This is a genomic window from Nonomuraea sp. NPDC050680 (assembly GCF_040654555.1).
Taxonomy (GTDB): Bacteria; Actinomycetota; Actinomycetes; order Streptosporangiales; family Streptosporangiaceae; genus Nonomuraea.
This window is the reverse complement of the sequence record NZ_JBFAIF010000003.1, coordinates 78,355-93,875: the sequence shown is the minus strand read 5'-3', so window position 1 is coordinate 93,875 and position 15,521 is coordinate 78,355. Positions and strand designations below refer to the sequence as shown.

At 67.3% G+C, this 15,521-nt stretch carries 10 protein-coding genes; 7 read left to right on the top strand and 3 right to left on the bottom strand.

All coding sequences use genetic code 11. The features are described 5' to 3' along the window. The first annotated feature begins 181 nt into the window (after positions 1 to 181). Positions 182 to 1,012 carry a class I SAM-dependent methyltransferase gene (locus tag AB0H88_RS11605; RefSeq protein ID WP_357643285.1) on the top strand — a complete coding sequence of 277 codons (831 nt, stop codon included), beginning with the start codon at positions 182 to 184 and terminating at the stop codon, positions 1,010 to 1,012. Positions 1,013 to 1,261: 249 nt separating this feature from the next. Here the strand turns inward: AB0H88_RS11605 and AB0H88_RS11600 are convergent, their stop codons facing one another. Next, on the bottom strand, positions 1,262 to 3,730 hold the full coding sequence (locus tag AB0H88_RS11600; protein WP_357643283.1) for a hypothetical protein: 2,469 nt from the start codon (positions 3,728 to 3,730) through the stop codon (positions 1,262 to 1,264). 150 nt (positions 3,731 to 3,880) lie between these two features. Next, positions 3,881 to 6,994 carry a N,N-dimethylformamidase beta subunit family domain-containing protein gene (locus AB0H88_RS11595; RefSeq protein ID WP_357643281.1) on the bottom strand — a complete coding sequence of 1,038 codons (3,114 nt, stop codon included), beginning with the start codon at positions 6,992 to 6,994 and terminating at the stop codon, positions 3,881 to 3,883. A gap of 411 nt (positions 6,995 to 7,405) precedes the next feature. Here AB0H88_RS11595 and AB0H88_RS11590 point away from each other — a divergent pair, with 411 nt between their 5' ends. The 3 genes from AB0H88_RS11590 (at position 7,406) to AB0H88_RS11580 (ending at position 11,775) form a co-directional block, all read left to right on the top strand. Next, the gene (locus AB0H88_RS11590; RefSeq protein WP_357643279.1) at positions 7,406 to 9,694 is read left to right on the top strand and encodes a hypothetical protein; all 2,289 of its coding nucleotides are present in this window, start codon (positions 7,406 to 7,408) and stop codon (positions 9,692 to 9,694) included. Between the two features lie 87 nt (positions 9,695 to 9,781). Further along, complete coding sequence (gene rffA, locus AB0H88_RS11585) at positions 9,782 to 10,936, top strand: dTDP-4-amino-4,6-dideoxygalactose transaminase (protein WP_357643277.1); 1,155 nt, start codon at positions 9,782 to 9,784, stop codon at positions 10,934 to 10,936. Next, positions 10,936 to 11,775, top strand: coding sequence for a GNAT family N-acetyltransferase (locus tag AB0H88_RS11580; protein WP_357643275.1), 840 nt, complete (start codon positions 10,936 to 10,938; stop codon positions 11,773 to 11,775). The genes rffA and AB0H88_RS11580 overlap by 1 nt, the downstream gene beginning before the upstream one ends. Here AB0H88_RS11580 and AB0H88_RS11575 read toward each other — a convergent pair. Next, positions 11,726 to 12,727 (bottom strand): glycosyltransferase family 2 protein, encoded by a 1,002-nt coding sequence (locus AB0H88_RS11575; RefSeq protein ID WP_357643273.1) that lies wholly within the window; start codon positions 12,725 to 12,727, stop codon positions 11,726 to 11,728. The two genes, AB0H88_RS11580 and AB0H88_RS11575, sit on opposite strands and share 50 nt — an antisense overlap. Positions 12,728 to 12,781: 54 nt before the next feature. Here AB0H88_RS11575 and AB0H88_RS11570 point away from each other — a divergent pair, with 54 nt between their 5' ends. The 3 genes from AB0H88_RS11570 (at position 12,782) to rfbB (ending at position 15,450) form a co-directional block, all read left to right on the top strand. Continuing rightward, positions 12,782 to 13,270: a GtrA family protein gene (locus tag AB0H88_RS11570; protein WP_357643271.1), complete on the top strand. Its 489-nt coding sequence runs from the start codon at positions 12,782 to 12,784 to the stop codon at positions 13,268 to 13,270. A gap of 135 nt (positions 13,271 to 13,405) precedes the next feature. After that, a complete protein-coding gene (locus AB0H88_RS11565) occupies positions 13,406 to 14,473 on the top strand; it encodes a glucose-1-phosphate thymidylyltransferase (RefSeq protein ID WP_357643269.1) in 1,068 nt (355 codons plus the stop codon). Beyond that, positions 14,470 to 15,450: a dTDP-glucose 4,6-dehydratase gene (gene rfbB, locus AB0H88_RS11560; protein ID WP_357643267.1), complete on the top strand. Its 981-nt coding sequence runs from the start codon at positions 14,470 to 14,472 to the stop codon at positions 15,448 to 15,450. The genes AB0H88_RS11565 and rfbB overlap by 4 nt, the downstream gene beginning before the upstream one ends. The last annotated feature ends 71 nt before the right edge of the window (positions 15,451 to 15,521 follow it).

The window sequence follows — 15,521 nt, the reverse complement described above, 5'->3', positions numbered from 1 at the left end:
CACCGGTAGATATCCGCGATCGGCGATCGTATTGTTGACGGCGTTACCCGGCCAGCGATCGCACCTTTGTCAGCCGAGGGCGATTTCCACGTTTTGGTGCGGGTCCAGCGTTGCGCGGATGCCCGCGACGCGCTCTTTGGAGCATCTCTCAGAGCGGAGTGAAGTCATGACGGTAAATTCAGTGGACAAGACCACCCAGGACCGCTTCGCCTTCGGCGACAACTGGTTGAGCTTCCTCGAACTGGTCGACGAACACCGGATCGCCATGGCCGTGACCTCGCTGAGGGACGCCCTCGGGGTCTCCGACCTCAGCGGGCGCACCTTCCTGGACATCGGCTGCGGCAGTGGCCTGTTCTCGCTCGCCGCGCACCGCTTGGGGGCGAAGGTCCACTCTTTCGACTTCGATGTGAATTCCGTCGCGGCATCAGCGAAACTACGCAGCATATTCGCGCCGGAAAGCGCCTGGAGCATAGCCCAGGGATCCATTCTTGATGAAGATTACACAGAATCTCTGGGCCTGCACGATGTCGTGTACTCCTGGGGAGTGCTGCACCATACGGGTGCCATGTGGCGGGCGATCGAGGCGGCCTCGCGCCTTGTCGCGCCGAACGGACTGCTGTATATCTCGATCTACAATGACCAAGGGCTGGCAAGCCGTCTGTGGTGGTACGTGAAACGCCGCTATGTGCAGTCCGGTCGAATCTCGCGGGCGCTGCTCATCCTCATCTTCAGAGCATATTTCGGCATGCGTGGAGCCTTGGCCAGGCCGGTGAAACGAGCGTGTGCCGTCGGGCTCCCCGCCGCTGTCCGGCCTCGCGGAATGTCCACGCGCCATGATCTGATCGATTGGATCGGCGGCTTCCCCTTTGAAGTGGCCTCACCCGGGGAGATTTTCGACTTCTTGCGCAAGCGTGGCTTCGAGCTGCGTTTCCTGAAGACTTGCGCGGGCCACGGGTGCAATGAGTATGTATTCGCTCGGACCGCGACTGGGCTCGGCGGCCCCGTCGGCTGATCAGTCGAACGGCTGCTGCTGACCGGCGGCGAAGGTGGTTTTGGATTGAGCGCGGGGGTTGCGCCGACGGGTGTCGGCGCCGATCACCGCGCTCTGCCATGTCCTGGCGGTCAGACACGATGGTTCCCCGGGTGGCTCGTCACACGACCGTCTCGGGCCCTGCGACGGTCCATCGTGGCTGAGGTCCCTACAGAGGGACGCCCCCTTCGGGAGGACGGGGATGCCCGGCGGACGTTCGTGGACCCCGCGCTACCCCGTCTGGCGTGCTCCCGAGGAGGGAGCCGGGGGCGCCGGCTTGGCGTTGTCAGAGAGGGGCCCCGGAAGCTGGTCCGCCGTGGGCAGCTGGTAGACGGCGTAGTCGCCGTCACGGAGCCGAAGGTCGGCGAAGGCGGCGAGGTCGACGCCGGGGCTGATCCGGTGCTCGTCCACGAAGAGCCACCGGACCCCGTAGTCGTCACGCAGGCGCCGGATCGCCTCCACTGAGGGCGCCTGGAACACCGCCTCGTTGGCCTGGAGCCGCTCCCCATCCCAGAACGGGCGGGTTTCCACCACTTCGCCGGGGCGCCAGCTGTCCATGTTGGTCGCCGTGTAGGCCCATCCCTCGACCAGCACCCGCCGCTCGCTCAGCGCCGTCGCCCAGAACGCACGGCTGTCACAAGGGTTTTCGTAGCCCATACGGCAGTGCACGTTCGTCGCGATGAGATCGTCGACAGCCGAGTGGGCGCGCAGCCACCGCCCAGCGGTGAAGGCCCCCTCGGGAATCTCCTGCGGCGGCACGGTCCCGTTCCGAACCTGGACGGCGGCCGCCCCAACCGGATTGGCGGCCACCCCGGCCGGGGCCTGGGCGGTGGTCACGGGGCTTCTGAAGGTGCCGGGCATGACCCGGGCGAACCAGGCGGCGGGCGTGCCGGCGGCCGTGACCATGCAGATCACCAGGGCGCAGGTACGGATCCCGCTCTGGCGCGCGGCACGCAGCACGACGACGGCCAGCAGGACCACACCCAGCAGAGCGAGGTACGGCAGGAACAGGACGGTGTAGTCCGTGCCCGGAGCCAGCGGGAGCCTGACGCCGTAGAGCGTCCTGATGGCGTAGACGGCCACCACTCCCACGCCGGCCGCGCACGCCATCGCTCGGAGTCGCACCTGCGCCTTCCGTACGATGAGCATGAGCCCATAGACCGCGAGCATCGCCAGGTACGGATAGGACGCCTGGAGGAAATACCCCTCGGACTGATGCGGATGGCCGAGCACGAGCGCCGCCGCGAGACCGGCCGCGCTCATGCTGAGCACCAGCACCACCACGGGCCGCGCGAGCAGGTTCGGCCGGCCCACGAGCCCGACGATCCCACACCACGTGATGACCCCGCAGAGCACGCACAGCAGGGCGGCGCCGATCGTGACGGCCGACGGCGGCTCGGCCCCGGCCGCCAGGCCGGTCATACCCCGCAAGGTCAGGCGCATGATCGACAACGGATCGAGCACGATCCCCTGCCGTGCGCCGCCGAACAGCACGCACTGCGCGAAGAGCAGGCACGCCGCGGTGAGGCCGAGCGCGGCGAGCGGGCGCCGGGGCAGGCTGAACCACTTGACCGTCTCGACCAACGCGACCGCCACGAGCCCCACCACGAGCAGCGGCAGATAGGTGGCCTTCGCCCCCATGACCGCCGCGAGCAGGATCGCCAGGAGGACCCACCTGCCCCGCGGCTGTGGCTTGCGGCCGAGAAGGTCGATGAGGAGCAGGACGATCGGGGCGAAGAACAGGGCGCCGAAGGTCTGGGTCGGGCTCGACCATGACTGCACGGTCTTCCAGGTGAACACCCCGGTGGTCTCGCCGAGATACAGGCTCGGCGCCGTGACGAAGATCGTGCTCACGAGGCCGGCCAGCGCTCCCCCGTACGAGCGCGTGATGCGACGCCCGACCATCCCGAGGACGACGATGAGGGCGGCGAGCATGGGCAGGATGGCCAGGCGGAAGAGCAGGACCAGTGGTTCCACCCCGGTGACCCAGCTGGCGGCCGCGAGATGCGCGTAGACGAACCAGTGGTAGACGAGGGGCTCGCCGGTGACCGTCGGCACCATGGGCGGCATGTGGTGCTTCAACTCGCCGACCAGGGCCAGGTGGAAGGGCATGTCGATGAACGACGTCCCCATCGCCGGCCAGGTGAGGGCTTGGGTTCTGAAGACGTTGACGGCCGACCAGACGACCAGATAGATCATGGTCAGCGCGGTGCACCACGACCACCAGAGCGGCGTCCTGCCCGCGCCGGGGGCGCCCTTCCAGTGTCCGCGCAGCCTGGGGACGGCGAGGAAGAGCACGTAGGTGCCGATCGGCCAGGCCATCACCAGCAGCGGCACGCCGAGCGCGCGTGCCGGGATGTACGTGAGGACCTCCAGCGCGTAGCCGAGCGTCACACCGAGCGCGAGCCCCTCCGTCAGCGTGGGCGTACCCCGGTACAGCGCCCGGACCCACAACAGGCCCGGCAGCGCGACGCCCAGGGCGATGTAGAGGCTGAAGAGAGCCAGGTCCGCAGCGGAGACGCCATAGAACCCCAGCGCGACTCCGACGCAGGCCACCACGGCCGTCGGCGGGAGCCAGGTCGAACAGCGCTTCAGCAGCGATGCGCGTTTCCGCCCGGACGGTGGTCCGGCCACGCCCGGCTCCGGCGTGGGTGCGTAGGAAGGCGGCGCGGAGCGCGGAAAGGGTGGAGCGTCGGCCATGCACGCCAGCTTGACCACACCGGCGCCTCGTACAGGTACGAACGCCCGAGTACGGCGATGTTCTTGCCCGCCCTTGGTGGGTTTTTAAGGATCGCGGGGTGCTCCGGCCCGAGTTTCGGCCTCGGGCCGGAGGATTTCCGTACGACGGTGCTAACCCGTGGCGTCGAACAGCACGTCGACCCAGTAATTGGTGAGCTGGTAGGTATTGTTGGGGAACGTGAGCGCCGGCCCGTACTTGTACACCCCGTTGCTTCCCGCCACCTCATCACCGGCCGGTGCGTAGAGCGGACCGCGGCCATATCCCGTCGTGAAGTACGGCCTGGTTATCGAGTAGTTTCCCGGATTCATGGAATAGGCGGTCACGTACGTGGTGTTCGCGGTCAGCGGGACGGGTGTCGCGAAATTCACCTGCTGCCATCCGGATGGAGTCTCGTCGGTGAAGGTCGCGCTGGCGAGCAGCGTGCCATCCAACGTCCACAGAGACCCGACATGGGTTCCCGTGTTCTGCGGAGACTTGTAGAACCGGACTCCGGTGGCGACCCCGTTCGAGGTGGGACGGAACTTCGCCCCGACGACGACCGCCTTGGTGTCGCCGGTGGAATCGATCGCCGGCTGCGCCGTCTCGTCCCACAGCGTGCTCGACGGCGAGAACACCACGTCTACCCAGTAGTTCGTGGCCTGGTAGGTATTGGTGGGAAAGGCGGGCGTCGCACTGTACGCATAGACGCCGTTGCCCCCGGAGACGGCGCCGGTCGCCAGTCCGATGAGCAGCCCGGACGAATACTGCTGGTTGAAATACGGCCGGGTTACCGAATACCGCCCGGATGTCGTGTGGTACGCGGCCACATAGGTGGTGTTGGCGCTCACCGCGACGGGCGTCGAGAAGCTCACCTGCTGCCAGCCGCTCGCCGATTCACTGGTGAACGTCGCTCTGGCCAGGAGCTGACCCGTGGAACTCCAGAGATCACCCGTGTGCGTTCCGGTGTTGAGCGCCCCCTTGTAAAATCTGATGCCGGTGATGTGGCCTGGACTGGTGGGCTGGAATTTCACGCCCAGCTCCGCCGCGGCGGGATCGTTCTGCGAAACGGTGGCGGGCGTCGCGGACGGCGGCCACGTGGTGCAGGGGCATGGCGTGGAGATGGTGACGGGCCGCTGGGTCGGCGTCGTCTGGAGATTCCCGCTGTCGTCGACCGCTCGCGCCAATATCGTCACCGGCCCGGCCGAGCCGGTCGTCCAGCTGTACTGCCAGTCCGTGAGCCCCTTCGCCTGGAACCACCTGGTGCCGCCGTCCGGGGAGACTTCGACGCCCCCCACCTGACCGCCCCCGACGTCGACCGCCGTCCCCCGAATGGAGACCGTGGTGCCGCTCGGCACGGTGGCGCCGGCGGACGGACTCGTGATCGTCGTCGTCGGAGGGGATGTGTCCGGTGACGGAACCCCCGGAACCAGGCCCGCCTGCAGGCTCGCCGGCTGCAGCCCCATGTCGGCGAGCAGGTTGACGGTCGCCTGCTGCATCCGGACATCCGTAGGCGTACCAGGCCGGTAGTGAACGGCGTCGAGACCCCACGACCACTGCACGGTGCCCGCGCCGAAGACACGCGCGCCGCTGGAGTGCCGGTAGAGGATCAGATTGTGGGTCGCGACCCCGGCGCCGTAGGAGCCACCGAAGTTGAGCAGGATCTTGTCCATCCGGCCTATCGTCGCGCTGGAGAACTTCACCGAGCCGGCGGGAGTCGTCAGGTTGTCGGGCGCCGCGTCCCATTCATAGCCCAGCGTTCCGGCCGGAAAGATCGCCGTCTGGCCGGGCAGGAGATTCGCCACGGACGTGTTGCGCCACAGCCGCATGCTCCGGTAGGCCGCGGGAACGGCCACCGAGTCGGAGACGGTCCCGTTGACCTGGAACATGGTGCCCGTCACGGCATTCTCCGGCCGGCCGCCGTCCGACGGCGGCGAGAAACGCGGGTCACGCCAGGTGCCGGTCCATTGTGTACTCGGGTCGATCTTGGCGTTCGCCAGCGTTTCCTTGTAGCAGACGAGGGTCCGGAAAGCGAGGACGGGTCCGGCGATGCTGCTCTCCCACCTGGTCTTCCAGAACATCTCGTTTCCCGAGAAGAAGGCGAGGTTGACCGCGCTGGCGCGGGCGGCCTCGACGTTGTTCCGCATTTCCAGGGACCAGTACTCGTCGTGGCCGACCGACAGGAACGCGCGATGCTCAAGCAGCTCCGCCCCCATCCTGGCGGTGTCGACGCTCGTGGCATAGCTCACGTCATAGGCATTGGCCTCAAGCCACCTGACCATGGGGTATTCGGAGTTGAAGAAGAATGACTCCGCCGCGCCGCTGATGTCGGCGCTCCGGTTGAGGAACGGCCGGTTGTAGCTGACCTTGAAGGCGCGCCCCACCGGACTTCCGGTGTACAGGCTGTTCCCGCCGTAGTCGTTGTACGCCTGCCACGTCGAGTCAGAGGTCTGGACCAGGATGTCCGCGGCGCGCGTGTCATCTCGGACCACGAAGGTGATCTGGCTCTCGCCGGCGGTGCCGTCTTCGCGTACCAGCTTGGCGAGATAGACGCCGGAAACGACGGTGTTCGGCACCGCCCAGGACGCGGAGACCGCCCAGTTCCCGCAGTCGACCAGTCCGGTGGCCGTATCGCTCCCGCACGTGGGCTGAACCTGAGGCAACGTGGCGGTCGGCTGCAGCGTGGTGATCAGCCGCGCGCCCATGCCGCTGTAGTAGCCGACGCGATAGACGTCCAACCGGTAGTCGGTGGCGTCTGTGTCGATCTTGAAGTCTACGGTCGTCCCTTTGTTGACGCTCATATCCGCCGCATAACCCTGAATGCTGGGACTGCCCGCCCCCACTATGTCCCACTCGCTCGGCGGATTGCCGGGAAGAGCGTTCTCCAGGCAGATGACCGAGGTCGGCGGGCAGGTCGCCGGCCGAGCGCCCCTCCTCCTGGGCGGGCTCGGCGGGCGGCCGTGGGCAGTCTTGATCGCTTTCAAACCCTTGCGCGTGGCCTTGCCGATACGAGCGCCCGCGGGTACGGACAGCGGCGTCCCTCCCCCGAGGCTCGCCGTCGCGCCCTGGTTCGGGTGGGAGGCGAGGTTCGCGGTGATGCCAACCGCGCCGACCGCGCCGCCCTCGCGCACCGGCGCCTGGGCGGCACCGAGGATGGCGAGCGCGGCCGCAATTCCTGCGCTCAGAACAAGGGGCCGGCTACGAAAGGGCCGCCATCGCAAACCGGTCTTTTTCCCGCTTTCCTGCATGATGCGTCCCTCGATCGCTCTGATTTCAGCCGGTCACGGGGGGCCATGAGCAAATAAATACAGCGATGCCCGGTTCTCTCGTGAATCGGATGAGGGAAGGGCGATTTCCCAGCAGGACGGACGCCGATGTTGATTCTCCGCTAAGAACTCAATCGCCGCAGAGATCGGCATATCTCCGGAGAACGCGAGCCATCACCCTTTGGCCCGGACAAGGAAGCGGCAAGAAACAACCGTGAGCAGGGGGACAAGCCCGATCGAAGCACTCACCGCACCAAGCTTGCGGCCATGGACAAGATCTCGCCTGTCAACGGTTCGGCGCCGAGCGGACCGAGCACTAGCGAACCGAGCACTAGCGAACCGAGCATTAGCGAACCGAGCACTAGCGAACTGAGCATTAGCGAACTGAGCACGGTGGAGGCAGCGCATCCGGCTCCGGCCGCACGCGGCGCCCGGCGCCAGGCACGCTGGAGGTCCGCACTGCCGGGCCCGCTCGCGGCCGCCTCCGTGACGGCTTTCACCGCTGCCGTGCTGATCCGCTACGGAGTATCCGGCACGGACATGGCGCTGTTCGCCGCCTACGTCGTCTTGGGGCTGGCGCTGCCCGGAGTCCTGGTGATCAGGGCCCTGTACTGCGGTCCGCGCACGGCGGCAGAGGAGATAGCCCTGGGCCTGGCGTTCGGTTACGCCGTGGAGATCCTGGTCTACATAGGCGCTCGCGCCGTCGGAATGCCGCTGCTCGTCGCGGTGTGGCCGTTGACCACGTACGCGCTCTTCCTCACGGTCCCGTCTTTGCGCGGGCACTGGCGGGCGGGATCCCGGCCGGCGACTCCCCTGTGGTGGTCATGGTGCCTCGCCCTCGTCCTCGCCGTCCTGGTCGCGGTGAGCGCACTCAAGTTTTTCGGCACCCATGCCATCACCTGGCCCGGCCTCGGGGCGTCATATCCCGACATGCCGTTCCATCTGGCGCTGATCGGCGAGTTGAAGCACCATGTGCCGCCCGCGGTGCCGATGGTGGTGGGCGAGCCTCTCGCCTACCACTGGTTCGTCTACGCGCATCTGGCGGCGGCGAGTTGGCTGACCGGAGTGGAGCCTCTTGTCCTGCTGTACCGCCTGGCCATGCTGCCCATGCTGGCCGGGCTCGTCGTCCTGGCCGGCATGACCGGGCGCCGCGTCACGGGCTCATGGATCGGTGGGGCCGTCACTGTCGTGGGCACCGTCCTGGTGGGCGCCCCGACCCTGTATCTGGGCACGAACGGGGTGTTCACCTGGGGAGGGGTTCCGGACACCGCGTGGATAAGTCCCACGCAGACGCTGGGCGCCCTGCTGTTCGCTCCCCTCGTCCTCGTCCTGCTGGACCTTCTCGAGCGTCGGCGGCCCGACACCGGCAAATGGCTGCTGGCCGGGCTCTTCCTGGCGGTTCTGACCGGTGCCAAAGCCACCTATCTGCCCCTGCTCGGCGCTGGACTGGTGCTCGTGGCGGCGGTCGAGGTGATGAGGCGACGCCGGCCGTCCACGAACGTACTGATCATGCTGGGAATGACCACGGCATGCATCCTCTTCGCGCAGTTCGTCCTGTTCGGCCGGGAGCGGCAGGGGCTGGTCGCGGATCCTCTGGCCTTCATGCGCATCACCTGGAGCAAACTCACCGGCCTGACCACGCCCTCGGCGGGCTCGGTGCTGGGTCTCACGTTGGTGTACCTGCTCTGCTGGGCCATGACGTGGTCCGGCGTCCTCGGGCTGCTGAGCAGGCCGCGGCTGCTCATGCGACCACGAGTGAGCCTCATGCTCGGCATGGGCGCGGCCGGGCTCGGCGCGGTGCTGCTCCTCGGGCACCCCGGCCAGAGCCAGCTCTTCTTCTTCTGGGGGGCCTACCCCTATCTGGCGGCCGTCGCGGCCTATGGGATGCTCATCCTCCTGCGGCGGGCACGGGTGTCGCCCAAGGCGGTCATGTGCTCGATGGGCGCGGGACTCCTCGCCGCCTACCTGATCCCCGTCCTCTGTGGCGTCACGATTCCGCTGAGCGCCGGCCAGGACGACGGGATCCTGTACCGGCCCTATCTCACTCTGGTGGCCCTGGCCCTGCTGGCGGGCCTCCTCGTGGCGATCCTGAAGGGACGCGCTCGCGCCTCGGCCCTCGTGATCGTCGCGTTCGCGACCATCGGCCTGCCCGCGTACTGGCACGCACGCGTCCTTTCCGCCATCGACAACGTCACCGGGGACGATCCCCATCCGATGGTCAGACCGGTGGAGAACCGGGTGATCCCTCAGGGGGCCCTGACCGCCGGACGATGGTTGCGCGACCATTCCGAGCCGGACGACCTGGTGGCCACCAACACGCACTGCCGCCTGGGGTACGAGAACCCGTGCGACACCCGATACCCGTGGGTGGCCGCGCTGTCGGAACGGCACGTGCTGGTCGAGGGCTGGGCCTACACGGCCACGAACCTGAGCCACTGGCGTCCGGGGCTGCTGCCGGAAGGCCTGCCGTTCTGGGACGCCGATCTGATCAAGATGAACGACACGGCCTTTCAGTCGCCGAGCCAGACCTCCATGCAGAGCCTGCGAGAGCGCTACGGAGTGCGCTGGCTCTTCGTCGACGAGCTTCGGGGGAAGCCCAGCCCGAAGATCGGCGATTTCGCGGAATTCCGGTTCCGGTCCGGCGACTACGCCGTCTATCGGCTCCCTGACGGCTCAGTGTGAGGGGGTGGGGTAAGGCTTGGGTAATGCCTCATCCAGCCACCAGGCGCCACGCGTGTCGGCCGGTCCGGCCCGTTGTTCACTGCGTTCGTGAACGCATCCGGCCTGACGGCGATCCCCTTCAACCTGCCGCATATCTCGGAGAACGAGCTCAACTATCTGGCGGAGGCCGTACTCCGGCGGTTCACCCGCGGAGACGGGCCCTTCACCGAGCGGGCCACCCGTCTCCTCGCGGAGATCACCGAGGCTCCCCGGGTGCTGCTGACCACCTCGTGCACGCACGCGCTGGAGATGTCGGCGCTCCTGCTCGATCTGCGGCCCGGCGACGAAGTGATCATGCCGTCGTTCACCTTCATGTCGACGGCGAACGCCTACGCGCTGCGTGGCGCCGTCCCGGTGTTCGCCGACTGCCGGCCGGACACGCTGAACCTGGATGAACGACGGCTCGAAGCCGCGATCACCGACCGCACCCGGGCCATCGTGGTCGTCCACTACGCGGGTGTCGGGTGCGCGATGGAGGTGATCGGCGAGCTCGCGGACCGACACGGTCTCGCGGTCATCGAGGACAACGCCCATGGGCTGGGCGGCTTCTATCAGGACCGTCCGCTCGGGTCGTTCGGCCGCATGGCCGCCCAGAGCTTTCATGAGACGAAGAACATCCAGTGCGGAGAGGCCGGCGCGTTGCTCCTGAACGACGCCGACCTCGGCGAGCGCGCGGAGATCCTCAGGGAGAAGGGCACCGACCGGAGCCGGTTCTTCCGCGGCCAGGTGGACAAGTACCGATGGGTCGACATCGGGTCCAGCTACCTGCCGTCGGACGTGCTCGCCGCGCAGCTCACCGCCCAGCTGGAATCGTTCGACAAGATCCAGTTCCGGCGCCACTACGCATGGGACCGGTATCACGAGGAACTGGCTGACTGGGCCGCGGAGAACGGGGTCGCCCAGCCGACGATCCCGGACGAGTGCGCGCATCCCGCGCACCTGTATTACCTGCTGCTCCCCGACCTGGCGAACCGGCAGGCCTTCATCGCTCATCTCGCCGAGCGTGACGTGCAGGCGGCCTTCCACTACCAGCCGCTCCACGATTCACCCGCGGGCCTGCGGTACGGGCGGACGGCCCCGGGCGGCTGCCGGGTCACGGAGGAGGTCGCCGACCGTCTCGTACGACTGCCGCTCTTCGCCGACCTGGACGACACCCACCTGTCCCGCGTGATCGACGCGGTCCGAGCCTACGAGGTGCGCTGATGGCCTGGCATGACGTGATCGAGGCGGAAACCGTGCGGACGCGGGAGTCTCCGCTCGAGTCCGCGCGATTCGGCCGCTCGGTGGCGCGGCTCACCGTCTCCGCCGAGGCCGGATCGGCGTTCTCCGCCGAGGCCGGATCGGCGTTCTCCGCCGAGGCCGGATCGGCGTTCTCCGCGGTCCGTGAGGCCGTCGTACGATCCGACGCTGACGTGATCGTCCTTCGTTACCCGGCCGAGTACGTCGGCTGGTTCGCCCAGCTGACCGCCCTGGGCCGGACCGCCGTCTTCGCGGACTCCCTGGTGTACTGGCGGCTGCGCGCCGGCGAGGGCCGGGCGCCCGAGGCGTCACCCGATCTGCGGGCGACGAAGCTGACCGGAACCGCCGTGATCGAGGATCTGGTGTCCGACATCTTCCTCTCGTACGGAAACCACTACCTGGCCAATCCCCTGTTCGACCCCGCCGACGCGCTCGCCGGCTACCAGGAATGGGCGCTGCGGTCGGCCGCCGAAGGCGGCTGCCTGGCGCTGCTGGATCGGCCCGCGGCCGGGGCGGCCTCGCGCGTGCTCGCGCTGGCCACGCTGGACGAGGCCGAATCCCGGACGGAGATCCTGCTCGCCGGCGTGGTCTCGGAGGTGCAAGGACGCGGTCTGTACCCCCACCTGCTCAAGACGGTCGAGGACCGCACGCTGGCGCGCGGCGGGGACGAAGTCGTCATCTCCACCCAGGGACACAACACGCGCGTACAGCGGGCGTGGGCCCGATACGGGTTCGAGCCCGTACGGACGGTCCTCACTGTTCATCTGGTCCGGAGCGCGCTCCTGCCTGGACGGGAACGCTAGGGCCGGCGGGACCCACGTCGGCGGAGGCGGTCGGTCCGACGCGTTCACACACGACGTAGGTCGGCCGGCCCATGCCGCTGCCATGGATGCGGCCGATGTACTCCCCCAGGACACCGATGGAGACGAGTTGCGCGGAGGAGAAGAGCGCGACCATCGAGGCGATCGTCGTGAAGCCGGCCACCGTCGTCTCGCCCGTGGCGAACCGCCACAGGACGGCGCCGCCCAGCAGCAGGCCGACGATGCCGACCAGAAATCCGAGGTAGCTCGCCGCCCGCAGGGGCGCCGTGCTGTAGCCGAGCAGCATGTTCACCGCATGCCGGATCAGCAGCCGCGCCGAGTAGTTGGAGCGCCCGTGATGGCGTTCGTTCATGCGTACGCTGACCGACCCCACCTTGGAGGTGGCCCACGACAGGGCCACGTCGACCGAGGCATGCGGCCCCGACAGCTCTTGGAACCCCTCGCGCAGCCGCGTGCGGAAGGCGCGGAAGGCGCTGATCGCGCGGGCGGAGCGGATGCCAAGCGCGCTGGACATCCCGGCTTTCACCGATCGGGAGGCGAAGCTCCGGAGAAAGCCGTGTTCCTCACGGTAGGAGACGCCGTAGACGAGGTCGAGACGGTCGCCTTCAAGGGCGGCCAGCAGGAGGGGGATCTGCTCCGGTGGATGTTGCAGGTCGTCATCCAACGTGACGACGACCTCGAAGGCCGCCTCCCTGATGCCGGCGATCAGCGCGTTGTGCTGACCGTAGTTACGGGAGAGGTGGATCGCCCGCACGGCCTCGTTTCGGCGGGCCAGCCCGGCGGCCGTCGCCCAGGTGTCGTCCGGGCTGCCGTCGACGACGAGGATCACCTCGTGACGGACGGATGCCTCGCTCATGGTCGACAGGATTCTGGCCACCAGCGCTGGAAGAGTGCGCGCGGATCGGTAACACGGAATTACCACCGACACCGACATTGGTCCCCCGATCATCCAGTGTGAGCCGGTTACAATCAAGCAGCCCCCCACCACGTGACGATCTGGAGTGCGGGCGACATGGTTGACGTGGAGAGCCACACCAAAAGCGACAGAAAGCCGCATTTCTGGTGGCTGACTCTGATCTCCACTTTTGCTGGAAACCGCATCACATACCTAATGGCCGGCGCCATGACGGCAGTTGTCTATTACTGTCTTCTTGGCCTAGCATTGCTCGCCGCCGAGGGTGCGGTGCCCTACCTTGTCCTGGTCGTGACCAGCCACTTCGTCACCGTGGTGATCGTGTACCCGTGGTATCGGCTGGTGGTGTTCCGGGCCTCCGGCGATTCCTGGCTGCGGGGATATCTACGATTCTATGTGGTCGGCCTGAGTTTTCTCGGCGCGTCCCTCATCAGCCTGCCGATCCTCGTGGGCGTCATCGGAATTCCCATCATGATCGCACAGGGCTTGATAATACTCATAAGTCCCCCACTAAGCTATCTAATACACCGAACATGGACTTTTCGTGATAGCAGATCCATCTAGTCTCGGCAACGTGCCGGGCGTTCTTCGACAAGAGCGCGAAACCGCCGAGTTCCCCTGGTCGGGGCTCGGCATAAACTCCAGCGGACAGGCGGCCATCGCCGCCATGTCCTCTTCGCGGAAGGACTCAGGGAGCCGATGAAGGCGCTCGTTCTAGCGGGTGGCAAGGGGACGAGACTGCGCCCGCTCACCCATACCTCAGCGAAACAGCTGGTCCCCGTGGCCAACAAACCGGTCCTCTTCTACGGGCTCGAAGCGCTACGAGACGCGGGCATCACCAGCGTGGGCATCATCGTCGGCGACACGGCCGCGGAGGTGCGCGAGGCCGTCGGAGACGGCTCGCGGTTCGGCCTCGACATCACCTACATCCCCCAGCAGGCCCCCCTGGGCCTGGCTCACTGCGTCCTGATCGCCAGAGAGTTCCTCGCCGAGGAGCCCTTCGTGATGTACCTGGGCGACAACTTCCTGGTGGGCGGCATCACCGCCCTGGTCGACGCGTTCCGCCGGGCCGAGCATGACGCGCAGATCCTGCTCACCAAGGTTGCCGAACCGCAGTTCTACGGCGTGGCCGAACTCGGGCCGGAAGGCGAGATCATCGGGCTGGCGGAGAAGCCGGAGCACCCGCGCAGCGATCTGGCGATCGTCGGGGTCTACATCTTCTCCCCCGTCATCCACGAGGCCGTCCGGCGCATCACACCGTCCGCGCGCGGCGAGCTGGAGATCACCGATGCCGTCACGTGGCTGATCGACAACGGCTTCCGCGTCCACTCCCACTTCGTCAACGGCTACTGGAAGGACACCGGCCGGCTGCAGGACATGCTGGAATGCAATCGGATCATCCTCGAACAGATCGAGCCTGACATCAGGGGCACCGTAGACGGCCGGAGCGAGATCACCGGGCGAGTCGTCGTCGAGCAGGGCGCGGTGGTGGAGAACTCCGTACTCCGCGGGCCCATCGTGATCGGGGCCGACTCGAAAATCGTTTCTTCCTTCGTCGGCCCCTTCACCTCGATCGGGGCGAGTTGCGCGTTGGAGGACGCCGAGATCGAGTACTCGATCGTGCTCGATGGGTCGTCCATCCGCGGCGTGTCGCGCATCGGGCATTCCCTCATCGGGCGCAACGTCGAAGTGAACCGCGCGGAAGGCATGCCGAACACTCACGAGCTCATGGTGGGCGATCACAGCAAGATACAGGTGCGTACATGAGGATTCTGGTCACCGGCGGCGCCGGATTCATCGGGTCGCACTATGTGCGGTCGCTGCTGCTCGGCTCGTATCCGGGCTACGAGGCCGTGAACATCACCGTTCTCGACAAGCTCACCTACGCCGGAAATCTGGCCAATCTCGCGCCGGTAGCCGGACATCCCGGCTACCGGTTTGTTCATGGAGACATCACCGACCTGGAGCTGCTCGCGGAGATCGTTCCCGGGTGCGAGGTGATCGTGAACTTCGCGGCCGAGACGCACGTCGACCGGTCCATCACGGGAGCCGGTGACTTCCTGACGACGAACGTGCTGGGCACGCAGCGCCTCCTGCAGGCGGCGCTGGAGACCGGCGTCCGCACGGTGGTGCACGTCTCCACCGACGAGGTGTACGGGTCGATCGCGGAAGGGTCCTGGACCGAGGACGAGCCCCTGCTGCCGAACTCGCCGTACTCGGCGGCCAAGGCCGGCAGTGACCTGCTCTGCCGGGCATACCACCGGACCTACGGCCTCGATGTCCGGGTGACCCGCTGTTCCAACAACTACGGCCCCTACCAGTACCCGGAGAAGCTCATCCCGCTCTTCGTCACCAACCTCCTGGACCGCGAGCCGGTCCCCCTCTACGGCGACGGGCTGAACGTACGGGACTGGCTGCACGTCGACGACCACTGCCGGGGCATTCACCTGGTGCTGGAGAAGGGCTCGCCGGGAGAGACGTACAACATCGGCGGCGGCACCGAACTCACCAACCGGGAGCTCACTGAGTTGCTGCTCGGCGCGCTCGGGATGGGATGGGAGATGGTCAGGCGCGTGCCTGACCGGCTCGGGCACGACCGTCGCTATTCCGTCGACTGCGGCAAGCTCCGCGCCCTCGGCTACGAACCGCGTACGGGGTTCGCGGACGGCCTGGCCGCGACGGTGCGCTGGTACCAGGACAACCAGCGGTGGTGGCGGCCGCTGAAAGCTCCTGCCACACCGTAGCCGCACACGTCCCGATCCCTGTGACGGGCCGTGGCGGGCGTCCCTGGGAGAACTTCCCCCTCCGGGGGGAG